Source organism: Kitasatospora sp. NPDC001683 (assembly GCF_053596495.1).
Map to the genome: position 1 here is coordinate 1 of NZ_JBSFGK010000036.1, position 23,583 is coordinate 23,583.

A 23,583-nucleotide genomic window follows, 5' to 3' on the forward strand; every position below is an offset into this window, starting at 1 on the left:
GTGGCGGGACGGGTCGCCAGGATGGCCTGGCGCACCTCGCCGCGCCCGCCGAGGGCGCTCAGCTCGCCGCCGGCGGCGGCCAGCGTGATCGTGCCGCGGATTCCGCGGGCCCCTTCGCCGTGTGCTGGACGGTCAGGTGGTGGTGTAGAGCTTGTTCACCTCGTCAGCGGTCAGGGCGTACGGATAGGTCCGGACGTCGGTGATGGCTCCGCTGGTGAAGTTGTTGTACCCGGTCGTGTCCAGGCCGTTGCCGGCGGAGGCGCCGATGGAGAGGCCGTTGGGGGCGTGCCAGGGGCTGGTGTGGGACACCGAGCCGGCGTACTGCCCGTTGACGTACAGCGTCAGGACGTGGGTGTCGACACTGTAGGTCGCGGTGACCAGGCTCCAGCCGAGGGGCGCGTTGCCCTTGGCGACGGTCCCGACCCAGGAGGTGCTGGGGTTGTCGCTGGTGGTGGCGCTGACTCCCCAGTTGCTGTTGTTCGCCCCGCCCTCCGCGTTGAACCACAGGTAGAACGCCTGGTGGTTGGTGCCGCCCTCGGCCAGGATCGTCTGGTCGGCCGTGGGGGTGGAGGTGAGGTTGACCCAGGCGGACACCGTGTAGCTCTGCGCGGTGTCCACCACCGGGGCGGAGGTGCGCAGGTACCCGCTGCCGCTCGTGAATTTGGCCGCGCCGTTGGCGGTGTTGTTGCGGCCGGTGGTCCAGCCGACGTTGCCGTAGATGGTCGCGGGGCTCAGGCCGCTGGTGTCGGTGGCGACGCCGTTGTTGGTGCTGGCCGCGGTGAGCTGCCAGCGGTCGGCGCCGAAGCCGGTGTTCAGGACGACGTTGGTGGCGGTCCAGGTGTAGCCGGGGTTGCAGGTGGAGCCGGTGACCGGGGAGTTGGGGTAGCCGGTCCAGATCCGGACGTCGTGGGAGGGCGTGATGGCCCACAGGGTGGGGTGACCGCTGCCGGTCAGGTCGCCGTCCGAACCGACGAGCGGGTAGCTGGCGCCGGTGACGCCGCACCCGATCAGGGTGTTGCTGACGAGGCCGGTGAACGTCGGGAAGGTGGCGGTGGCGCCGGACTTGCCGGTGACGGTGATGTTTCCGGTGTTGAAGTTGTAACCGCGGACGTCACCGGACCAGTTGTTGCGCGCCCACAGGCCGGGGTGGCCCTGGCCGGACCAGTCGCCGGGCGAGATCAGGTTCCAGCCCTTCCAGCCGGTGTAGCCGAGGTTGGTCGGCGAGCCGAGGACCCCGTCGCCGACCGCCGGGTAGAACCACAGCGCGCCGTCGCCGTCCGGGCCGGTCTCGATGGTGAACAGGCCGGTGCGGTCGTAGAAGGTACCGGCGTTGAGGTCGGTGTGCAGGGGGTCGCCGCTGGCGGCGATCTCCAGGACGCTCGACCAGTCGGACGCGTAGCCGGTGCACGGGGCCGCGGTGCCGCCGCCGCTCGTGGCCACGGTGGGGTCGCAGGCCGGCTTCGTCAGGGCGGTGTGGTTGTCGAGGACGCCGGGCACGCCGGTGTTGTTGGCCGGGGCGTTCGGGTACCAGTAGAGGTTCTTGTCGCCCGGCTTGTGGACGATCAGGTCGTCCACGTTCTTGCCGCCGGTCAGGCTGCCGCGGTGGGTGGTCTGGTAGCCGGACCACGGGTCGGCGCCGGGGTTGGCGGCGTTGTAGTTGGGCGTGTTGGCCGGCTTGGCGGACAGGACGGCCGGTGGCGCGGTGGTCTCCGTCTGGTTGCCCGGGACGGTGTAGGCACGGAGGTTGCCGACGGTGTCCGGGGTGACGATCTTCGGGACGCCGTCGCCGGTGACGTCACCGAAGACCGGGGGCTTCCCGTTCGGGTTCCACGGCACGTAGAACGAGTAGGCGGCGATCGGCGAGAGGTTGCCCGCGTTGTCCTCGGCCTGGGCGTAGACGATGTTGGTGCCCCAGTGCGACGGCGTCACCGGGAGCTGGCCGCCGGGCATGGACGAGCCGCACTGCCAGGGGCCGTCGGCGATCTGCGGGTCCCAGCCGTAGCGGACGCAGGCCACGCCGGAGGAGTCGAAGCCGCTCGGGGCCGGGTCGGTCGCGGTGAAGGGGATGTACCCCTGCTGGCCGACGTAGATCTGCTGGGCCTGACCGCTGCCGGAGGGCACGAACTGCTTGGTCGGGTCGGTCACCGCGGTGTAGGCCAGCTGCGGAGGGGTCAGGTCGACCCGGAAGTGGCAGACCGCCCCCGGGCCGGACCACGGCACGCCCGACACGCCGTCGAAGGCGTACATGTACCAGCCGTAGGCGTGGCCGTCCTTGAGGGTGCCCGCCGGGAGGGTGGCCACGGCCGTGCCGTTGTTGGCGGTCAGGCCGGTCTGGCCCCAGAAGACGTTCGGGGAGCCGCTGACGCTGTCGTCCCAGACGCTGCCCTGCCCCCACAGCTGCTGCTGGACGGAGCTGGACACCGTGGCGGTGAGGCTGACGGCGTTCGCCTGGTCGCTGCCCGCGCCGAGCCAGCCCCAGCTGCTCATCGGGCTGCTGTCACAGGCCTGGTTGGTCGCGGACGGGCTGACCGTCCGCGGGCTCGGCGAGATCGCCTCGTTGGTCGGGACGTTGGGCGTGCGGTCGTAGGTGACCGCCAGCGACGGCTGGTAGGCCAGCCGCTTCAGACCGTTGGCGTCGCTCTCGTTGCCGTAGACGCCGAAGGTGATGGTGCCGTTGTTGGCGTTGGCGTTCGACTGCACCGCGCTGGTGGCGGTGTAGCTGAACGGGACGTTGGGGTAGCAGCCGGTGTGGCCGGAGCCGGGGACCTGGTCCGTCCCGAGCGAACCGCTGATCTGCGACGGCTGGTTGCTCCAGACGGTGTTGCCGTCGATCGGGCCGGTCTGGTACAGGCTCAGCGGGTAGGTCGTGTCGCAGCTCCAGCTGGCGGAGCTGTACTCCTGGAGGTTCACCGTGGCCGAGCCGATGACCGCGCCGGTGAGGCCGCTGACGTTGAACTGGTAGAAGGACCGCTCGATGTCGGTCGGCGAGCAGCTGCCACCGGCGGCGTAGTAGCCGCAGAGGCCCACGCCGGGGTAGTCGGAGTCGTTGGGGCCGGTGTGCATCCAGTTGGGCGTGCTGTGCGAGGACTGCACCCAGGTGTACGCGTACGAGTTGGCGGTGACCGGCTGGAAGTCCGGGTCGATGTAGTACGGCGCCGTGCCGTGCGTCAGCAGGTCCCGGTCGGGCGCCAGGTCGATGCCCTTGGCGCTCGCGGTGGCCGGCAGCTGGGCGACCTTGGCGCTGCGGCCGGGCGCGGCCGGGTCGCTGACCTCGTGCGCCGCGGTGCCGGCCGCCGGGGCGCTGTCCGCCGGGGACGCGCCCGTCGTCCGCGGGCGGGCGCCGCCCGAAGTGGTCGAGCTGTCCCACATCGACGGCGCGGCGGATGCCCAACGCGCCTTGCCGTCCGCCGACTTGGCGACCAGGTTGCCGTCCTTGTCGCCGCTGACCGAGATGCCGTCACCCGCGACGTCGAAGTGCAGCTTCGCCAACTGCGGGCTGGCCGCGGCCGCCTGGGTCTTCACGATCAGGACGGTGCGCAGGCCGCCGGCCCGGGTGGCGGTGACCTTGAGGTCGGTGTCGGGCGCGACGGCGGGGTAGAGCAGACTGTCGCCGCTGACGGTCGGGGCCGGCAGCCGGAACGGCGCGGTGACCGACAGCTTCTTGCCGTCCGCGTCGGTGAGCGTGGCGAGCGGGCCGTCACCGCCCTTGGACAGGACGAGGGGCGCGACCGAGGCCTTGGGCGAGAAGGTGCCGTCCGGGTTGGCGGCCAGGCCCGCGTCCAGGGTCGTCCAGGTGCCGCTCCGCTTGACCCGCTGCTGCTCGGGGTGCGAGGTCAGCCGCAGGTGGCCCTCCGGCGTCGCCACGGTCTCGCTGGACTCGGTGGTCAGCGAGTCGATCGGGACGTCCTGGTGGGTGGCCTTCGCCTTGGCGATCGCCCGGCCCGCCTCGTCGGCCTCCGGGATGTCCTTGCGGTGCTGTGCGTCGGCCGCCGCGACGGCGCTGGGGGACGGCCGGGTCGCCGGCGCGTCGGCGACTGCCGAGGGTAGCGGGACGGCGGAGGCGACCAACAGGGCCGCCGCGGCGGCCAGTGGCCGCGAGAGCGCGTGCCCGGGTCTGCGTTGTCTGTTCACGCGACCGATGGTGACGCGCCGCTCTAACGATCCGATCACCGCGGCGGTGATCGGATCGTGAACGCGGCGCGCGACGATGACGGGCCGCGCGCAACCGCCCGGGAAGCGGGCACGCGCGACGATCCGTCCGTCAAATCATGGGGAGGAACTGTGCCACTGTCGCACGTTCCTGAGCTACGCTCACGAACGATTCGTGGTGTCAGAAACAGGGTCGTGGCGGTCACCGCCGCGGCCCTGCTCGGTTCGATGCTCGCGCCGGTGCCGTTCGCCGCGGCCTCCGGCCCGGACTACTCGCGGACCTGGCAGCCGCCGAACACGCCGCTGCCGAAGACGGCGTCGGTGAAGGGCAAGGACGTCACCCCGGTTCCGGTGACCAAGCCGGCGCACCCGGTGCCGCCGACCTGGCAGCCGCCGTCCGCGAAGCACCCGTACCCGCAGGGGCACGCCGGCGTCCGGCTGGGCAGCGCGCCCTCGGCGAACGCGGGCTCCGCTGCCGGGTCCGCGGCCGGTGACGAGAGCGCGGCGACCGGGCTCCCGGTCGCGCTCGCCCCGCTCGCCGGGTCACCGGTGGCCGGACAGAGCGTCGACGTCGACGTCGCGGACAGCCGGAGCACGTCGGCCGCGGGCATCGCCGGAATGGTGGTGAAGCTGTCGCAGCCGGGCAAGGCCGAGGCCGGCAAGGTCCGCCTGTCGATCGACGCGGCCGGGGTCGACGGGCTCTTCGGCGCGAACTGGGCCTCGCGCGCGCACCTGGTCCTGCTGCCCGACTGTGCGGTGGTCGCTCCCAAGATCGCGGGCTGCCTGAAGCAGACCCCGCTGGAGTCGCACTTCGACCCGGCGACGAAGAAGATCGTCGCCGATGTCGCGCTGCCCGGCAACGACGGCGAACCGCACACCAGCATCCAGTCGCTGAGCGCCACGACCGCCGCCACCTCGACCACCGTGGGCGTGGTCTCCGGCACCTCCAGCGGCGCCGGCACGTACTCCGCGACCTCGCTCAACCCGTCGCAGGCGTGGACGGCCGGCGGCTCGTCGGGGGCGTTCACCTACGGCTACCCGGTGCAGACCCCGCCGGCGCTGGGCGGGTCGGCGCCGGTGGTCTCGCTCGGCTACGACTCGTCGTCGGTGGACGGCAAGACCTCCTCGACGAACTCCCAGGCCTCCTGGATCGGCGACGGCTGGGACTACCAGCCCGGCTTCGTCGAGCGCTCCTACCAGTCGTGCTCGAACGACGGGATCACGGGCTCCTCGGACGAGTGCTGGGCGGGTGCGAACCTCACCCTCTCGATGGCCGGCCACTCCGGCCAGCTCGTCCCGGACGACGCCTCCTGCACCTCCGGTGCGCCGGCCGCGATGGAGCAGTCGGCCTGCACCTGGCGGCTGAAGGGCGATGACGGCACGAAGGTGCAGTTCCTGACCGGCGCCACCAACGGCACCTGGAACGGCTCCTACGTCAAGCTCACCGACACCGGCGGCACGGCGTTCTACTTCGGTCTCGCCCACCTGCCGGACGCGAACGGCAACCCGACCACGCTCGGTGCCGACAGCGGCTCGGCGTGGACCGTCCCGGTGTTCTCCCCGAACTCCGGCGACCCGTGCTACGACAGCACCAAGGGCAAGGCGTCCTGGTGCCAGACGGCCTGGCGGTGGAACCTCGACTTCGTCGTCGACCCGCACAGCAACCTGACCACCTACACCTACACCCCCGAGACGAACGACTACGCCCTGGGCGGCGGCCAGAACAACGGCACCGGGACCAACCGCGGCTACACCCGCGCGGGCGTGCCGGCCACGATCGGCTACGGCCAGCTGCTCTCCGACCAGTTGGGCGCGAACGGCTCGTACAACCCGGCCGCGAAGATCCTCTTCACGGTGGGCGAGCGCTGCGTCACCTCGACGACGGCCTGCGACCCCTCGCAACGGACCCTCGCGAACGCCGCCAACTGGCCCGACGTCCCGCTGGACCAGCAGTGCGACGGGACCAGCACCTGCACCAACTACGGGCCGTCGTTCTGGACCACCAAGTGGCTGACCGGCGTCAGCACCCAGGTCCGGGTCAAGGGCGCCTACCAGACGGTGGACTCGTACGCACTGAACCACCAGTTCGTCAACGTCCAGAACGCCACCGAGAACACCCAGGTCCCGTGGCTCGCCTCGGTCCAGCGGACCGGCCAGGACGGCCAGGCCTCCGGTGGTGCGGTCACCCTGCCGCCGGTGTCGTTCACCGCGCAGCTCCTGGCCAACCGCGTCGACGGCTCCAACCTGGTCCCGGCCCCGCCGGCGTACAACCGGCCGCGCATCCAGCTGATCACCACCGAGACCGGCTCGACCATCGGCGTCAACTACGCCTCCGCCGCGTGCTCGCGCACCAGCAACGTGATGCCGTCCAGCGCGGACAGCGACACGCTGTCCTGCTACAACGTGAAGTGGTACCCGCCGGGTTCGGCCGTCGGCGCCGCGCCGGTCGACGACTGGTTCCTGCGCTACCCGGTCACCAGCGTCACGGTGAACCCGGGCACCCCGGGCTCGGTCCCGCAGACCACCGCCTACACCTACGGCAAGGCGGCCTGGCACCGCAACGACTCCCCGCTCACCCGGGACGTCACCCGTACCTGGGACCAGTTCCGCGGCTACGCCAGCGTCACCACCGTCGCCGGCAGCGGCACCGACGGGCCCAAGTCGCAGAAGTCCACGACCTTCTACCAGGGCATGGACGGCGACCTGCTCGCCAACGGCAGCACCCGCAGCGTCACCGTCGCGGGGCCGATGAGCGCGGCGGTGACGGACTCCGACTGGCTCTCGGGCGCGACCCTGGAATCGGACACCTACAACCAGGCCGGCGGGACTGTCGTCGGCTACGCGGTGCACACCTCCAGCGGCCCGGTCACCACCGCCACCCACGCCCAGGGCAGCCTGCCCGCGCTCACCGCCCGCTACTCGGCCACCACGGCGGTCAGGACCTCGAAGGCGCTGAAGGCCGACAACACCTGGCAGACCACCAGCACGACCACCGGCACCGACTCGGCGCACGGCAACCGCGTCGTCACCTCGCTGGCCAGCGCGGACGGCCTGCCGGACGTGTGCACCCGCACCAACTACGCCGCGGGATCCGACCCGCAGGTCCTGGCCCTGCCGTCCGAGGAGATCACGGTCAACGGCGCGAGTGCGTGCACCGCCACGCCGACCGCCGCCAACACGACCTCCTGGACCCGCACCGCCTATGACGGCCTCGGGTTCGGACAGCTCGGCACCGCCCACAACCCCACCTCCGGCGTGGTGCTCGACCACTTCGACGCCAGCGGCAACCCCCAGTTCACCACCACGGTGAACACCGGGTTCGACGGATACGGACGCACCACCAGCACCACCGACCCCAACGCGACGGACAGCGCCCACACCAACGGCGCCACCATCACGACCGCCTTCACCGCGGGCCAGGCGGGTGAGCTGCCGACCAGCACGACCGTCACCACCCCGGCCCCGGCCGGCGCCAGCGACGCGAGCACGGGCCGGACCACGACCACGACCCTGGACAGCGCCCGCGCGCTGCCGACCGCGGTCACCGACCCCAACAGCCGCACGGTGCACGAGGCCTACGACCAGCTCGGCCGGGTCACCAGCGTCTGGCTGCCGGGCCAGCCCACCACGTCCAACGCGAACAAGACCTTCGCCTACTCGCTTCCGGGCGTCGTCAACGGCAACGCGGTGCCTCCGACGGTCACCACGTCCACGCTCAAGCAGAACGGGACCAGCTACCTCGTCAGTGTCCAGATCATGGACGGCCTGGGCCGACCGGTCCAGACGCAGTCCACACCGGCGATCTCGGCCTACAGCGGCCGGGTAATCACCGACACGGTGTACGACTCGCAGGGCCGGGTGACCCGCGCGAACGCCGGCTGGTACAACAACGACACCGCGCCGAACACGACGCCGTACCAGACGACCACGAACCAGGTCCCGAACCAGACCTACAACGTCTACGACGGCCTCGGCCGCCCGGTGACCAGCCAGTTCATCGCCTTCGGCGTGGTGCAGAGCACGACCAGCACCGCGTACCCGGGTGCGGACCGCATCGACGTGACGCCGCCCGCCGGCGCCACGCCGACGTCCACCGTCACCGACGCCCGCGGCCAGAAGGCTCAGCTGTGGCAGTACCGGACGGCCACCGCCACCGGTGTCCAGACGGACGCGGACGTGACCTCCTACACCTACACGGCGGACGGCCACCCGGCCACGCAGAAGGACGCCGCCGGGAACACCTGGAGCCGCAGCTACGACCTGCGCGGCCGCGAGGTCTCCGCGACCGACCCGGACACCGGCACCACCGGCAAGGCGTACGACACGGCAGGCCGCCTGGCCTCCGTCACCGACGCCCGCAACCAGACCATCACCTACACCTACGACCTGCTCGGGCGAAAGACCGGCTCCTACGCGGGGTCGGTGAGCCCGGCCAACCAGCTGACCGGCTTCACCTACGACACCGTCCTGCCCGGCCAGCCGGCCACCTCCACCCGGTACACGGGCGGAGCCTCCGGCAACGCCTACACCACCTCCATCGACGCCTACGACACCACCTACCACCCCACCCAGACCACCACCACGATCCCCGGATCCGAGGTCGGCTCCGCCACCGCGTTCAAGTACGTCTACAACGCCACCTACGACCCCATCACCGGCGCGCTCACCTCCGACAACCGCGCGGCGGTCGGGGACATCGCCGCCGAGGAGGTCGACTACACGTACGACGTCAACGGCCCGCTGCTCACCTTCGGCGCCTTCGGCGGTGCCTCGTACGACGTCGGCTCGGCCTGGGACGCCTACGGGCGCAACACCCGGTCCACGGTGAACCCGTGGGGCACCCAGATCGTCGTCACCAACACCTACGACGAATCCACCGGCCGCCCGCTCTCGCAGTTCGTGGACAAGCAGACCGCCAGCACCGGCGCCGTCCAGCAGGTCACCTACGCGTACAACACGGCGGGGCAGCTGACGGCCGTCCGCAACATCCCGGACAACACCCCGTCGTCCACCGATCTGCAGTGCTTCGGCTACGACTACCTCAACCGGCTGAACACGGCCTGGTCGGACACCGGCACGCTCACCCAGGCCGCCCAGCCCACGGTCGGCGGCATCGGCTCCTGCACCAACAGCACACCCACCAGCGGCGCCCAGTCGCCCGCCAAGACGACCGTCGGAGGACCGGCCGCCTACTGGCAGAGCTACGGCTACGATCTGACCGGCAACCGGACCCAGCTCGTCCAGCACGACCCGTCCGGCGACACCACAAAGGACGCGACCACGACCCAGACCTTCCCGGCCGCGGGCACCACCAACACCGGCAGCGGCGGACCCCACTCCCTGACCACCAGCACCACCGTGGTCAACGGCAACACCACCGTGTACGCCCACGACACCTACGACGCCGCGGGCAACACCGCGGGCCTCTACACCTACGCGAACGGCTCGACCACCCTCGGCTGGACGGCCGAGGACAGGCTCGACACCCTCAACCCGGCCGTCCAGATCACCGGCGTCGGCGGCAAGTGCCTCTACCTGCAGAACAGCAGCAGCGCCTCCGGCACCCCGGCGGCGATCGCCGGCTGCACCAGCACGCCCGCCGAGAAGTTCAACACCACGGGCAACGTCCTCAAGGTCTACGGCAAGTGCCTGACCGCCATGGGAACCGCGGCCGGCTCCGCGATCCAGCTCCAGTCCTGTGACGGGACCGCTTCGCAGACCTGGACGAGCCGTTCCGACGGCACCCTGCTCAACGCCGCCGCGAGCCGCTGCCTCGCCGTCCCCGGTGACGTCACGGCCGACGGCACCCTGCTGGCCCTCGCCGACTGCGGCACCACCGTCCCGGCCGGCCAGCACTGGAACGTCGGCGACCAGCACACCGGTTACGTCTACGACGCGGACGGCAACCAGCTCGTCCGCCACGACCCCGGCAAGACCACCATCACCCTCGGTGGCGACGAACTGGTCTACAACACCACGACCAAGTCCACCACCGGCGTCCGCTACTACCAGATCCCCGGCGGCATCACCCTGGTCCGCCAGGGCGGCACCGCCACCTACCAGATCAACGACCCGCACGGCACCGGCGCACTCGCCCTCGACGGCACCACGCTGAACGAGAGCCGCCGCCCGACCGACCCGTTCGGCAACCCCCGCGGCACCCAGCCCACCACCTGGGCCGGCGACCACGGTTTCGTCGGCGGCACCAAGGACGACGCCACCGGCCTCACCAACCTCGGCGCCCGCGAGTACCAGCCCAGCACCGGCCGGTTCCTCAACCCGGACCCCCTGATGAACACCGCTGATCCCCAGCAGTGGAACGGGTACGCCTACAGCGACAACGACCCAGTGAACCTCAGTGACCCGAGCGGCCTTATGGTCAACGACCCCGTCACGGGCCTCGGCTTCGGCACGGTCGGCCAGCTGGACGAGTACCACGAGGACCGTTCGGAGGAGTACTTCCCCACGTCCCAGATCTGCACCCCGGGCACGCCGGGCTGCGCCGGCCCCGTCGTCCCGGTATCGACGTCCACTGCGATCTGCAAGCCCCGCACGCCCGGGTGCGCCGGGCCCGTCATCCCCCAGAAGAAATCGCTGTTCCCCGACCCGTCGAAGGTGCTCAGTGACACCTTCGAATGCGGCAACAAGGGAACCTATGCGGAGATGGCCTGCACTGCGGCCGGCGGGGCAGCCCTCAACGTGGGTGCGGAGCAAGGAGCAATCAACGCGATCGGAAGTGCTGGTACGTACTTCAGCAAGCAAATGAGGACGGGAAAGACTCCGGAGATTCGCTCGCGAGGCTCGCAAGGAATGAACTACCTCCGCAAGAATCCGCAACTTCGAGACCTCGGACGCCTGTCGAAATCCGATGCCTGGAAGCGCGGCAGCACGATGACCTCGTGGCTGGGGGCCATTCAGGCGACCGTATCAGGCTACGACGGTGCGAGGGACAACGGCGATACGTTCCTCAGGTCTACGGCAATCGGCATCACGGAGGCTGCCGTCGATACTGCCATCGGCTACGTGGCAACCAACGTGGGGACGCGAGCCGGGATAGCCGCCGGTGGCGTGACGGAGAGCGCCCCGGGTGCCATAGTCGGTGGGGTGGCCGGAGCGGCGGCCGGCGCGGTTGTGACGTACTACGCCTCGAACTATGCAAATGACTTCATATCCAATGCGTTTGAGAGGATTCCGAAAACTGACTGGTTCTAGGGCACTGACTCGATCCAGGAATTCTTGGACCTGCTCCTGATTCCAGGTGGGGCATTGCTCGACACCTGGCGTGCCGCCAGAGCCGCCACGCGCCCGGATCTCTTCGGGCCGCACGCCCGAGGGGCCTGGGGCGGGCAAGCGAAGCGCCAGTGAAGGGCGGGGGGCGCCAACCAACGGGTTGGCCGCCCCCCGCACACACCGGCCGGCGGTGGGCGCTCAACGACGGGGAGGGACGACACTCTGGTCGCACGACGAATCCCGCACAGACATCCGGATTCCGCTGCGCCCGCGCCGGGCTTCATGAAAACTGGGTGAAGGTTCCTGTGCGCCGAACGGCGTGGCGCACGGGGTCTCTCCACGCGAAACGTGACACAGCATCACCACAGTGCCATTCCGAAGAAGTCTACAAAACGAGGAACGCACGTCATGAGCATCGGCACATGAGCCCTGCGGCCCGCAGGCGCCGCCACCATCGCCCTGGCCACCGTCTGCACCCTGGCACTGGGCATGGCGGCGATCCGGGCGGCCGCGTGCCGCCGGGGATGGGCCCGTCGGCGCACGAAGTGCCCTGCCGCGCAAGTCTGGTGGCGGGCGTACCAGCCCGCCGCGACCGCCGGTACCAGCACCTGGCCGTCGAACGCCAATGCCACGAGGTGGGTCTCGCAGAGCCAGAACCCGCCGCGGCCGATGACGTCGGTGAGGGTGCCGAAGGCCACCGAATACGGCCCACCGGTGACCCGGTTCGTGTCGCGTTCAGCGCGGGACCGAGCGGATCAGCAGGAGTGCGATGTCATCGGTGCGGTGGTCCGCGTGTCCGGCGCGGCCGGTGAGTGCGTCCGCCAGCCGGTCGAGGGGGTGGGCTCCGTGGCGGGCGAGGGTGGCCGTGAGGTCGCCCAGGGCCTGGTCGAGGTCGGCTCCGGGGGTGTCGATGAGGCCGTCGGTGTACAGGGCCAGGGTGGTGCCGATCGGCAGACCGACGCGGAGCTGCGGGTACTCGGCGGTGGGGTCGACGTTCAGGACCAGGCCGGTGGGCGGCTCCATGAGCGCCGCCCGGCCGTCCGGGCGGTAGATCAGGGGTGCGGGGTGGCCGGCGGTGGCGATCGTGGCAGTGCGGCCGGCGAGGTCGACGCACAGGTAGGTGCAGGTGGCCAGCAGGGCCGTGTCCAGGTCGGCCAGCAGGCGGTTGGTCCGGGCCAGCACGGTGCTCGGATCGGCGTCGGCGGCGGCGAAGGCGCGGACGGCGGTGCGCACCTGGCCCATCAGCGCGGCGGCGTTGACGTTGTGGCCCTGGACGTCGCCGATGACGATGCCCACGCAGTCGGGCCCGACCCGCATGAGGTCGTAGAAGTCGCCGCCGACGTCCATGCCCTCGGTGCACGGCAGGTAGCGGGCGCTGACCTCCAGGCCCGGGACGGCCGGCAGGACGTGGGGCAGCAGGCTCTCCTGGAGGCCTTGGGCGAGGCCGAGTTTGGTGTCGTACAGCCGGGCGCGGTCCAGGGCCTGGGCGATCAGACCGCCGAGCGCGGTGAGGACGGCGCGCTCGTCCACGTCGAACCGGTGCGGCTCGGCGAAGGCCAGCACGCAGGTGCCGATCAGCCTTCGCGAGGTGACCAGCGGCAGGTAGGCCCACGCGGCCATCCCGTCCTGGGTCTCGGGGCGGTTCGGGTACAGCCTTTCCAGCTCCGTCCGGGTCTCGAAGAACGCCGGCACGGCGTTGGTCGCCGCCTGGACACCGGGGGTGGGCTCCGTCAGCGGGGTGCCGTCGAACTGGTCGACCTGGCCGGGTGGGTAGCCACGGTGACCGACGGTGCGCAGCCGGCCTCCCTCGGCCATCAGGACGGCGACGGCCTGGCCACCGAAGGCCGGCACGATCTGTTCGGACACCATGCGCACCACGTCCTGCACGCTGATGGCCTCGGTCAGCGCACTCGCGAGGTGGAGGATGTGGTAGAACGCTCCGGGTCGCGCGTGCACCGCCCGCTCGGCCGAGAGTCCGGAGTGCAGGTGGTGCCGGGTGGGGTCGAGGGCGGGATCGGCGAGGAATTCGGCGGTGGCGGCCGCGTCAGCGGTGGCGATCCGCGCGGTGAGTCCGGAGGCGTCCGGGAAGAGCTGGAACGACAGCCACCGGTCCGGCGGCCGGAGCGCGACGAAGGAAGTGGACTGCCCGCTCATCACCGCCGCCCGATAGTGGTAGTCGTACACCGGGTCCCGCAACCAGGGCAGTACCACCCACGGTCGCTCGCCGAGCAGTCGTTCCGCCGGTTCGCCGAGCAGTTCCGCGGCGGCGGGCGTGACCGCGGCCAACCGGCCGTCCAGGTCGATGCCGCAGAGGCCCTCCGGCAGCCGCGAGGCCGCCGCCGCGAGGGGGTCGGCGACACGTTCCTCCGCCACCGCAGGACGTGGTCCGGCCCGGATCGGACGGCCCGCCCCGGCCGCCTCCGCCGCGACCTCGGTCAGGCGTGCCGCCAGCGCACCGAGCCGGTCACGTTCGAGGGCCGACAGTACGGGGGGGTGCGCGGCGGGCCAGAGGACGACGAGCGCGCCGTACGTCGTCCGGCGCGCGACGAGCGGAACGGCCCCGAGGCAGAACGCGTACGGCATGGCGACGGCGACCCTCGGGTACCGGCGTGCCATGTCATCCCCGCCGCCCACCCAGACGACCCGGCCGCTGCGCACGGCTTCGGCCACCGGGATCGGCGCGGTCAGGCCGATGTGCCGCCACGGCCTGGTGAACTGCCGGGCGGCCCCCAGCGTCAGGGCCAGCTCGAGCACCTGCCGGTCGTCCGACAGGAGGTAGACGCCGCCCATGTGCGCGCCGAGCCGCTCCGGCACCGACCGCAGGATCCGTGCCAGCGCCTCGATGCCGCGCACGTCCACCGCGCGCCCTGCCATCGCCTCGGCGGCCCCTCCCCCGGGCCTCGACGGCGACATCCCTGACATGGTCATCACAAAACCTCGTTCGAGCCGCGTCCCGGCCGACAAGCGCACTGGCAGCCTCCCTCCATATTCGCCCGGACGGCCCCATGCGTCCCGTCGTCCGGGCGTCCGGGTGTCCCGTCGTTCCGACATCCCATCGTTCCGGCGTTCCGGCGCCGGCGCGGCCGCCGAGCTCAGGACCCCGCGGGTGCCCGAGAACCCGGCTGCCGTCCACCAGGCCCCCGTCGGGCGCCCGACGACGCCCGCGGGAGGACAGGTCCCCGTCGGCGCGTACCCCCGGACGCGTGGGCGGGGCCCGCTCGGGCCGGCACTCTCCTGCGCGGAACGCGGCGACCGCGGAACGTGACAACCGCGGAACGTGACAACCGCCGAACGAGCCCGGTTCGGGCTGTCGCCGTCGCCCAGGCCGCCGCCGAGGCCGGAGACGACCCGCCGCGGTTCCGGACCCGGCGCACACGCCGGCCGGGCCGGTGTCGGGCGGCCCGGCTCCCGGTCCGCCCCGACACCGGCCGTCAGGCCGCGGTTCGGGCGCCGATCGCCGTCAGGACTTCCGGGCCGCCCGGGCGCCGGTCTCGGCACCGCCCTCCATGTAGCCGTGGAAGTCGTAGGAGGCGTGCTCGGGCCGCGAAGTGCATGCGGGCAGGGAGGTCGATCCCGAAGTGGCCTGGGCCTGGCGCCGTGTCGTCGCCAGCCGCGGACAGGCCCGCGTGAGCGAGCTCGCGGGCCGGATCGGTTGGAGCCGGCAGCGCACGTGGTCACGCTTCGGTTCGCAGATCGGCCTGGCGCCCAAACGCGCCGCCATGCTGGTCCGCTTCGATCACGCCATCCACCGCCTGGTCCTTGGAGACACCCCCGCGCAGGTGGCAGCGGACGGCGGTTTTGCCGACCAGTCCCACCTCCACCGCGACGTCCGCGCGTTCACCGGGACAACTCCCGCCGCCGCCGCGCAGGAGCCATGGCTGGCCGCCGATGACAGAGCCTGGCCCGTCGCCAGCGCTCCGACACGTGGCGGGCGGCCGTCGCTTGCCGGTCACCAGGCCGTCATCCCCGGGTACGGGCCGCCTGCCGATCGCGCAGGATGGTGATCGTCCTGCGGCACCAGTCGAGGTTGCCCCTTTCGAAGGCGTGGCCGCGCAGGCAGGTCAGGTAGGGGCCGATGCGGTCGCCCTCGCGCAGGAACTCGTCCTCCGTGCGGTCGCCGCGCATGGTGAGCAGCAGCCGGTCGAACAGGTCGAGCTTGGCCTGGGCGAAGCCGGCCCGCTCCTCGAGCTGGGCGATCAGCACTGCCGGGTCGACGTGGTCGGCGGCCTGGACCTTGACCAGCAGGTCGTCCCGGACGAAGGACGGTTTCGCGGCGGCCGCGGCGAAGCCGTCGAGTTCGGCGAGGCCCGCGTCCGTGACGCGGAAGACCCGCTTGTTGGGGCGGTTGTCCTGGACGACCTCCCGCCCGCTGATCAGCCCGTCCTTCTCCAGCCGGGTCAGCTCGGCGTACAGCTGTTGCGGCTGGGCGTACCAGAAGTTGGCCACGCCCAGGTTGAAGGTCTTGGCCAGCTCGTAGCCGTTGGTCTCGCCGTCGAGCAGGGCGGCCAGTACGGCGTGCCGTAGTGCCATCGGTCGGTCTCCTTCGCCGGCCCCCGGCCCCTTGTTGCCGGGGACACGCTCCCCTAGGGTACTCCTGAAACTGACTAGTCAGATTTATGACTAGCCTCGCTACGAGTCAGGAGGGCGCACCATGACCACCGCCGACCGCTTCCGTGCCGCCGTCGAGGCCCGTGACATCGGCGCGCTGGACGACCTGTTCAGCGACGACGTCCGCTTCTACAGCCCCGTGAAGTTCACCCCCTTCGAGGGCAAGCCGATGGTGCTGGGCCTGTTCCGGGTCCTGCTGAGGACCTTCCAGGACTTCCGGTACCTCGGCGACCACACCGGCACCGCGCAGACCAGCGCCGGCGGCACCGACGCTCCCTCGGCCGTCCTGCTGTTCCGCGCCACGGCGGGCGGAAAGCAGATCCACGGAATCGACCTGCTGCACTTCGCCGCCGACGGCCGGATCAAGGAGTTCACGGTCATGGTCCGCCCGCAGTCCGCCGTCCACGCCCTTGGCGAGGCGGTCCACGCCGGGCTCGTCGCCGACGGACTCGTCCCGGCACCCGCCGAGCACTGACGCCGCCCAACCAGAGTTCGGTCACAGGACGTGCTGGTCCAGGAACCAGGTGGTGACGGACCGGGCGATGCCGGAGACGGCGCCGCGGAGAAGGGCACCGGCCAGGGACAGGCGCTCGCGGCGGGTCAGACGCGTACGGAACATGGGGACCTCCACGGGAATGCGGTTCGCGGGTGGGGCGGCCGGCTCACCGTCCACACTGACCGCGCCGCGAAGATCGACTCCGAGTTGCGACGCAACGGCGACTACCCGCCATCTCGGCACCGGTCAGGCTTACCCGCGTGCCGAGTTGGAGGATGATGGTGCGATGAATGGCGACGAGGGAGGAAACCGTACGGGCTCACGGCGGCCTCGAGTGCTGGGGCGCGCGCGGGTGGGGTGGCCGGTTGCGCTGCGGGAACTGAAGGACTCGCTGTTCGAGGTGTACCTGGCGGCGGGCGCACCGAGTCTGGACGAGATCGCCGGAGACGTCGCCGAGGACGACCGGCTGCCGGGGGCACCGAGCCGGGACACCGTCCGACGGGTCATCAGCGAACCGACGTTTCCACCCCAGCAGGCCGACGTCGTCGCCGTCGCCACCGTCCTGGCCCGCCGCGCCCGTCGGGACGAAGGAGAACTGGCCCGGCAGGTGGGCGAGTTGTGGGTGCGAGCCGGGATGGCCAAAGGGGTGGGACGGCCGATCGGCGAGTTCGACGACAACCTCGTCCTGGCCGACCTGGAGGTGCACCCGGCTCTCGAGACCGGTGATGCCCGGACCCGATTCGGGGTCCTGCCCCGCTACGTTCCGCGCGAGCACGACACCCGCCTGCGGACGGTCGTCGCCGCCGCGCTGGCCGGCACCAGCGGAACCGCGGTTCTGGTCGGGGCGTCCGCCACGGGCAAGTCCCGCGCCCTGTGGGAGGCCGTCAGAGCGCTGCCCGGCGATTGGCGGTTGTGGCACCCCATCAGCCCCGACCGTCCCGATGCCCTCCTGGCCGGCCTTTCGGACGTCGCGCCCAGGACCGTGGTGTGGATGAACGAGGCGCAGCTGTACCTCGGCCCGGAACCGTCCGGTGAGCGGGTCGCACGGGCCCTGCGCGAGCTGCTGAACGACGCGTCGCGGGCTCCCGTCCTGGTGCTGGCCACCTTGTGGCCCGACCACTGGAAGCGACTGACCGCCCGCGCCGAGCCGGATCGGCCGAACCAGCCGGATCCGCGCATCGACACCCGCCGCCTGCTGCAGGGGCACGTGATCGACGTGCCCGACGCGTTCACCCGCACCGACCTGGCGGCCCTCACCGGCGCCGCCGACGCCGATCCACGGCTGACGGAGGCCGCCGAACGAGCACGCGACGCCCAGGTGACCCAGTACCTCGCCGGCACGCCGTTCCTGATGGAGCGCTACTCCCGGGCCCGAGGAGCGGCCCGTGCCCTGATCCACGCCGCGATGGACGCCCGCCGGCTGGGAGCGGGCCCCGACATCCCAATGGCCTGGCTGGAGGCGGCCGTCCCCGCCTACCTCACGGGAACCGAGTTCGATGCCCTCGACGACGACTGGCTCGAGCACGCCCTGCAGTACGCCGCCGCTGGAGGCAACGGCATCCCGGGCATCCTGAGTCCGGTCAGAACGGACACCCGCAACCAGCGCGGCCGCCGCGCGGCCGCCACCGGTACCCCCGCGAAGCGGTCCTCCCCCGCTTCGCACTACCGGCTGGCCGACCACCTCGAGCAGTACGGTCGCCACCACCGCTCCGACCGGATACCACCCGTCGACTTCTGGACCTCCGCCGCCCAGCACGCCGACCAGCGCGATCTGGTCGTGCTCGGAAACCGTGCCCGGGACCGCGGCCTCTACCGGGACGCTGCCCAACTCCACAAACTGGCCGCCGCACAAGGCGACCCCAAGGCCGCACGGAGCCTCCTCGGTCACTTCCAACACCTCGATCCGACCGATCACCGCCCGGCCCGCTGGGTCGCCGATCATCTCGGACTCGCCGACTCCTCGGCGGTGGCCTGGCTGCTGGACAGCCTGTGGGTCGCGGGGGCGAAGGAGCAGTTCGCCGCCCTGGCCGAACGGGCCGCCGCCCACGTGGCCCTCGACGACCCGGGCGGGCTGGCCGAAATGCTGGACAGCCTGCGGGTGTTCGGGGCGAAGGAGCAGGCCGCCACCCTGGCCGCACGGGCCGCCGGTCACGCCGGCCTCGACGACCCGTCCGGAGTGGCCGCCCTCCTGAAGGACCTGTGGAAGCTGGGGGAAACGGAGCAGGTCGCTCGACTGCTGGCCCGCGATCCCGCCGCCCACGCCGGCCTCGACAACCCGTCCGGAGTGGCCGCCCTCCTGAACGGCCTGTCGGAGCTGGGGGAAACGGAGCAGGTCGCTCGACTGCTGGCCCGCGATCCCGCCGCACACGCCGGCCTCGACGACCCGTCCGGAGTGGCCTGGCTGGTGCGCACTCTGCTCGACCTCGGAGCGGACCAGCAGGCCGGAGCCCTGGCCGCGAGGAGCCCCGCGGCCCGCGCGGGTTCGGACCACCGCTCAGGCGGGTCCGGCGCCCTCGAACGCCCGCAAGAGCCCGGAACGCCGCAGCAGGCCCGGCCCCCGGCACGCCAGGTCCCTGCCCCGCCTACCGGCCTCGACGACCCGTACGCGCTGATCGAGCTGCTGTGGGAGGTCCCGGCGAAGGAGCAGATCGCCACGCCGGCCGCACGGGCCGCCGACCGGGTTGTCCTCGATGACCCGGACGCGGTCACCGAACTGCTGAACACCCTGCAGTGGATCGACGCGCACGAGCAGGCCGCCGCCCTGGTCGCGCGCCTTCCCGCCGCAGGAATGATCGACCAGTTCATGGAGTTCGGCGACAACAGGAGCCGCTTCCGGTTCGGGCGTGAACCCGACGGAAGCGCCGCCCCTCCATGGACCTGGGACGACCTCGAATGACTCCCGGAGCCCGGTCCACGTCCGTAGCCTCCGGCGCTCGCGCGGCAGCAGGTTCGTCCTCGCCCTGACCTGCCCCGGGGGGGAGCTTGCCTGTGACGGAGTACGGGCCGAGCCTTGAGTGGCGGGGCGCGATCCGCGACCCCCGATCCGCAGGCACAAGAGCGGAGGCGACGCTCACCGATGGCGCTCACGGTGGCACTGGCCGGCGACACGATGCTCGGGCGCGCCGTCGCCGAGGAACTGCGGCGCTCGCCGACACCGGGGACGGTGCTCTCCCCGGAGGTGCAACAGGCACTGGCGGGGGCCGATCTGGTCGTGCTCAACCTGGAGTGCTGCCTCTCCGGCCGCGGGGAGCGGTGGCCTGACCCGCGCAAGCCGTTCTTCTTCCGGGCCCCGCCCTCGGCGGCCGCCGTCCTCGCCGAGCTGGGGGTGGACTGCGTGACGCTGGCCAACAACCACGCCCTGGACTACGGCGTCGACGCCCTGCTCGACACCGGGGAGCTGCTGGAACGGGCCGGGGTCCGGGCGGTCGGCGCCGGGCGGGACGTGGCCGAGGCGCGGGAGTTCGCCGTGTTGGAGGCCCGCGGGGTGCGGCTGGCGGTGGTCGGGGTCACCGACCACCCGGTGGACTACGCGGCCGCGGCGGAGCGTCCGGGAGTGGCGTGGGCCGACCTGTGGACGGGGGTGCCCGACTGGCTCACCGCGCTGGTGGCCCGGGCCGCCCAGGAGGCCGACGCGGTGCTGGTCACCCCGCACTGGGGCCCCAACATGACCTCCCGGCCGCCGCCGCACGTGCGCGCGGCGGCCCCGCAGCTGCTGGCCGCCGGGGCGACGCTGGTCGCCGGACACTCCGCGCACGTGTTCCACGGCGTCGCCGACCGCGTGCTGTACGACCTGGGCGACTTCATCGACGACTACGCGGTCGATCCGGTGCTGCGCAACGATCTCGGCCTGCTCTTCCTGGTCACCCTGGACGGGCCGGACCGGGCGCACCTGGCACCTGTCCGCCTGGAGGCGCTGCCGTTGGTCCTGGACTTCTGCCACACCCGCCCCGCCCGCGGCGAGGAGTGGGAGTGGATCCGCACACGGTTCACCACCGCCTGCGCCGCGTTCGGCACCGAGGTGGGCGAGCGGGAGGAGTGGCTGACGGTCGACTGGACCGGAGAACAGGGCTCGGATCCACTCGACCGGCAGGGCCACGCTTGAGGCCGGGGGGTGGGCTGGGGTTCAGGCAGATGAGCTGCCCCACAGGCCGCGGGCCGCCCGGCCCGCCGTCACCGGATGCCGAGGGCGGCTTCCTCCCGGTCGAGGTCGTGCTGGAGGCGGCGGCGCGTGGTGTCGCTGATGCGGTGTTCGTCGTAGAGGCGGTGCAGCTCGGTGCTCTGGACGGCGATGACCTCGTGCCGCAGTTGCCGGTAGGCGGCGTCGGCGGTGGTGCCGTCCGGGGTCCCGGGGGTGCGGTCGAGGCGGGCGGTGAGCCCCCGGCGCACCCGGTCGATGGCGGTGTCCGGCAGGCTCTCCAGCTCGGCGAGGTGTTCGACGTGGTCGAGCGCGGCCCGGTTGAGGGCGTCGCGGGCGTCGTCCTCCTCGCGGACGGTGTGTTCGGGTTCGAGGGCGAGGCCGGAGCGGTTGACGACGGCAGCGAGGGTGAGCCCCTGGACGACGAGGGTGAACACCACGACAGCGGTGGTCAGGACCAGGACCAGGGGACGTCCCGCGAGCTTGGTCCCGTCGTCGGCGACCAGCGGGATGGACAGGGCCGCGGCCAGCGGCATGACTCCCCGGGTACCGGCCCAGGTGACCACCCCGGCGACCCGCCACGACAGCCGACCCTGCGTGGGCTTGACCGCGCGGGTCAGCGGCAGCGTGGAGAGCACCCGGACCGCGATCAGCACGGCGGCGAGCGCGAGTGCCTGCAGCGGCCAGAGCCCGGTGCCGGCCGGCAGGGCACGGACCAGGGTGGGCAGCTCCAGGCCGACGATCGAGAAGACCACGCTCTCCAGCAGGAACACCACGACCGCGTACACGGCACCCAGCTGGAGGCGGATGTGGGCGTCGGTGAGGCGGTGGCCGGAGCGGCCGAGCAGCACGCCCGCGACCACCACCGAGGTGACGCCGGAGGTGTGCACGGATTCGGCCAGCACGTAGGCGGCGTACGGGGTGACCAGCGCGATCACCGTCTCCAGCACCGGGTCGGTGGTGCGGCGGCGCAGCAGCCACACCAGGCCCGCGACGGCGGCGCCGACGAGGCTTCCGCCGCCGCCGAGCAGCAGGAACTCCCCGCCGGCCGCGGGCATGCTCGCCGAGGCGCCGACGGCCACCGCGATGCCGACGGCCACCTTGAACAGCACCAGTGAGGTGGCGTCGTTGAACAGGCTCTCCGCCTGCACCAGCACCTGGACGCGCCCCGGCAGCGCCAGCCGGCGCCCGAGCGCGGTGACGGCCACCGGGTCGGTGCTGGAGAGTACGGCACCGAGGACGAACGCCATGGCGGGCGGCAGCCCGGCGACGGCGACGGCCGTGAAGCCGACGGCGGCGGCGGAGGCGAAGACCAGGCCGAAGGAGAGGATCGTCACCGGACGCCAGACCGTGCGCAGGTCCCGCAGGGACAGCTCCTCGGCGGAGGCGTACAGCAGCGGGGGCAGGACCACCATGCCGATGACCTGCGGCGGGACGTGCAGCGCGGGGACGCCGGGTATCAGCGCCACCCCGACACCGGCCAGGACCAGCAGCGAGGGCGCGGGCACCCGCAGGCGCCGGGCGAAAGTGGCCACGGCCGTGGCCAGCACCACCAGGACGAGAACGATCCCCACAACGTGCATCGGGGCGAAAACCTCATCACGACGAGCGGGGTCACTGCCGCACGCTCGCCGCAGTCGTCCCCCGAGCCGACCAGACTTCCCGGCACACCTTTGGTCATCTTATCGGTGAATTAGCGGGGAGCGGCAGGGTAGGCAGGAGCGGACGTCACCGGGAGCGGGCCGGCACACACCGGCCGGGTCCGGGGAGACGACACGCCACGTTCGGTGGAACCTCCCGTGGGGTTCCGATCGGCACCGCCAGGCTGTCCCCGTTGACCGCGGCCGCCTCCGCGTCCACAGGACACTCCCCCGGACGGCCGGCCGACCCGACGAGGAGAAGCACTCCATGCCCACTGTGACGACGCGCGACGGTGTCGAGATCTTCTACAAGGACTGGGGCAGCGGACGCCCGGTCGTCTTCATCCACGGCTGGCCGCTGAACGCGGACGCCTGGGAGGACCAGCTGAAGCTCGTCGCCGACCACGGCTTCCGCGGCGTCGCCCACGACCGCCGGGGCCACGGCCGCTCCGCCCAGCCCTGGACCGGATACGACTTCGACACCTTCGCGGACGACCTGAACGACCTGATCAACGCGCTCGACCTGCGGGACGTCACCCTGGTGGGCCACTCCATGGGCGGCGGCGAACTCGCCCGGTACATCGGGCGCCACGGCACCGACCGGGTCGGCAAGGCGCTCCTGCTGTCGGCGATCCCGCCGCTGATGCTCAAGACCGACAGCAACCCCGAGGGGGTCCCGGCCGAGGTCTTCGACAGCATCCGGGGTGGCATCCTCAAGGAACGCTCCCAGTTCTGGAAGGACTTCGCGCCCGCGTTCTTCGGCGCCAACCGCCCCGGGAACAGCGTCACCCAGGGCAACCTGGACACCTACTGGCTGCTGGCCATGCAGCAGAGCATCAAGGCGGGCGTGGACTGCGTGACCGCCTTCGCGGAGACGGACTTCACCGAGGACCTGAAGAAGTTCGACGTCCCCACCCTCGTCGTGCACGGCGACGACGACCAGATCGTGCCGATCGACGCCACCGGCCGCAAGACCGCGCAGATCGTCCCCGGCGCCGTCCTCAAGGTCTACGAGGGCGCCGGCCACGGCATCTCCGTCGTCCCCGGGGAGAAGGAGCGGTTCAACCAGGACCTCCTGGAGTTCCTCCGGAGCTGACCTCAGCTGCCCACTCTGGTGTGTCGCGAGGCCAGGGCAGCGCCGCCGACCGACCGGCGCCCGGCCGCCGGGTGTGGGGCCCGAACGACCGGGCGCACGGGCTCAGTTGAGCGGACCGCAGGCGTGGGTCAGGCGGGTGCCGTTGCCGAGCCGTCGTGCCTCCGTCTCGTCACACCTGGGACTGGGCGAGCAGCCGTAGGGCCGGTTCCTTGAGCCGGGGCGTGGCCTG

General features: G+C 71.9%; 11 protein-coding genes and 1 pseudogene. 6 read left to right on the plus strand and 6 right to left on the minus strand.

The annotated features are described in order from the left end of the window. Positions 1–132 precede the first annotated feature (132 nt). Positions 133–4,131, minus strand: coding sequence for a LamG domain-containing protein (locus tag ACWCYO_RS20495; RefSeq protein ID WP_449785008.1), 3,999 nt, complete (start codon positions 4,129–4,131; stop codon positions 133–135). A gap of 213 nt (positions 4,132–4,344) precedes the next feature. On the opposite strand from ACWCYO_RS20495, the gene ACWCYO_RS20500 reads away from it, so the two are divergent. Next, on the plus strand, positions 4,345–11,361 hold the full coding sequence (locus tag ACWCYO_RS20500) for a ricin-type beta-trefoil lectin domain protein (RefSeq protein ID WP_449785009.1): 7,017 nt from the start codon (positions 4,345–4,347) through the stop codon (positions 11,359–11,361). Positions 11,362–11,738: 377 nt separating this feature from the next. On the opposite strand, the gene ACWCYO_RS20505 is transcribed toward ACWCYO_RS20500, so the two are convergent. Both ACWCYO_RS20505 and ACWCYO_RS20510 read right to left on the minus strand, forming a co-directional pair. Further along, the gene (locus tag ACWCYO_RS20505) at positions 11,739–12,077 is read right to left on the minus strand and encodes a hypothetical protein (protein ID WP_449785010.1); all 339 of its coding nucleotides are present in this window, start codon (positions 12,075–12,077) and stop codon (positions 11,739–11,741) included. A 37-nt stretch (positions 12,078–12,114) separates the two neighbouring features. Continuing rightward, entirely contained in the window at positions 12,115–14,292 is a 2,178-nt protein-coding gene (locus ACWCYO_RS20510) for a SpoIIE family protein phosphatase (RefSeq protein ID WP_449785011.1), read from the minus strand. Between the two features lie 614 nt (positions 14,293–14,906). On the opposite strand from ACWCYO_RS20510, the pseudogene ACWCYO_RS20515 reads away from it, so the two are divergent. Then, positions 14,907–15,383, plus strand: a pseudogene (locus ACWCYO_RS20515) (helix-turn-helix domain-containing protein); the annotation flags it as partial. Here the strand turns inward: ACWCYO_RS20515 and ACWCYO_RS20520 are convergent. Next, entirely contained in the window at positions 15,340–15,909 is a 570-nt protein-coding gene (locus ACWCYO_RS20520) for a PadR family transcriptional regulator (protein WP_270139946.1), read from the minus strand. The pseudogene ACWCYO_RS20515 and the gene ACWCYO_RS20520 overlap by 44 nt on opposite strands. Positions 15,910–16,030: 121 nt before the next feature. Between ACWCYO_RS20520 and ACWCYO_RS20525 the strand changes: the two genes are divergently transcribed. Then, a complete protein-coding gene (locus ACWCYO_RS20525) occupies positions 16,031–16,462 on the plus strand; it encodes a nuclear transport factor 2 family protein (protein ID WP_449785012.1) in 432 nt (143 codons plus the stop codon). A gap of 21 nt (positions 16,463–16,483) precedes the next feature. Here ACWCYO_RS20525 and ACWCYO_RS20530 read toward each other — a convergent pair whose 3' ends face one another. Then, positions 16,484–16,606, minus strand: coding sequence for a hypothetical protein (locus tag ACWCYO_RS20530; protein WP_270139950.1), 123 nt, complete (start codon positions 16,604–16,606; stop codon positions 16,484–16,486). 229 nt (positions 16,607–16,835) lie between these two features. Here ACWCYO_RS20530 and ACWCYO_RS20535 point away from each other — a divergent pair, with 229 nt between their 5' ends. Both ACWCYO_RS20535 and ACWCYO_RS20540 read left to right on the plus strand, forming a co-directional pair. Beyond that, positions 16,836–19,379: a hypothetical protein gene (locus ACWCYO_RS20535; RefSeq protein WP_449785013.1), complete on the plus strand. Its 2,544-nt coding sequence runs from the start codon at positions 16,836–16,838 to the stop codon at positions 19,377–19,379. A gap of 180 nt (positions 19,380–19,559) precedes the next feature. Continuing rightward, the gene (locus ACWCYO_RS20540; protein WP_270139954.1) at positions 19,560–20,585 is read left to right on the plus strand and encodes a CapA family protein; all 1,026 of its coding nucleotides are present in this window, start codon (positions 19,560–19,562) and stop codon (positions 20,583–20,585) included. 68 nt (positions 20,586–20,653) lie between these two features. Here the strand turns inward: ACWCYO_RS20540 and ACWCYO_RS20545 are convergent, their stop codons facing one another. Next, positions 20,654–22,201, minus strand: coding sequence for a Na+/H+ antiporter (locus tag ACWCYO_RS20545; protein WP_449785014.1), 1,548 nt, complete (start codon positions 22,199–22,201; stop codon positions 20,654–20,656). Between the two features lie 325 nt (positions 22,202–22,526). Here ACWCYO_RS20545 and ACWCYO_RS20550 point away from each other — a divergent pair, with 325 nt between their 5' ends. Continuing rightward, positions 22,527–23,354, plus strand: a complete 828-nt coding sequence (locus ACWCYO_RS20550) for an alpha/beta fold hydrolase (RefSeq protein ID WP_449785015.1) — start codon at positions 22,527–22,529, stop codon at positions 23,352–23,354. Positions 23,355–23,583: the final 229 nt, after the last annotated feature.

Coding starts and splice junctions, on each gene's coding strand:
- ACWCYO_RS20540 (WP_270139954.1), top strand. CDS start 19,560: ATGGCGCTCACGGTGGCACTGGCCGGCGACACGATGCTCGGGCGCGCC.
- ACWCYO_RS20525 (WP_449785012.1), top strand. CDS start 16,031: ATGACCACCGCCGACCGCTTCCGTGCCGCCGTCGAGGCCCGTGACATC.
- ACWCYO_RS20545 (WP_449785014.1), bottom strand. CDS start 22,201: ATGCACGTTGTGGGGATCGTTCTCGTCCTGGTGGTGCTGGCCACGGCC.
- ACWCYO_RS20530 (WP_270139950.1), bottom strand. CDS start 16,606: ATGTTCCGTACGCGTCTGACCCGCCGCGAGCGCCTGTCCCTGGCCGGT.
- ACWCYO_RS20510 (WP_449785011.1), bottom strand. CDS start 14,292: ATGTCGCCGTCGAGGCCCGGGGGAGGGGCCGCCGAGGCGATGGCAGGG.
- ACWCYO_RS20550 (WP_449785015.1), top strand. CDS start 22,527: ATGCCCACTGTGACGACGCGCGACGGTGTCGAGATCTTCTACAAGGAC.
- ACWCYO_RS20520 (WP_270139946.1), bottom strand. CDS start 15,909: ATGGCACTACGGCACGCCGTACTGGCCGCCCTGCTCGACGGCGAGACC.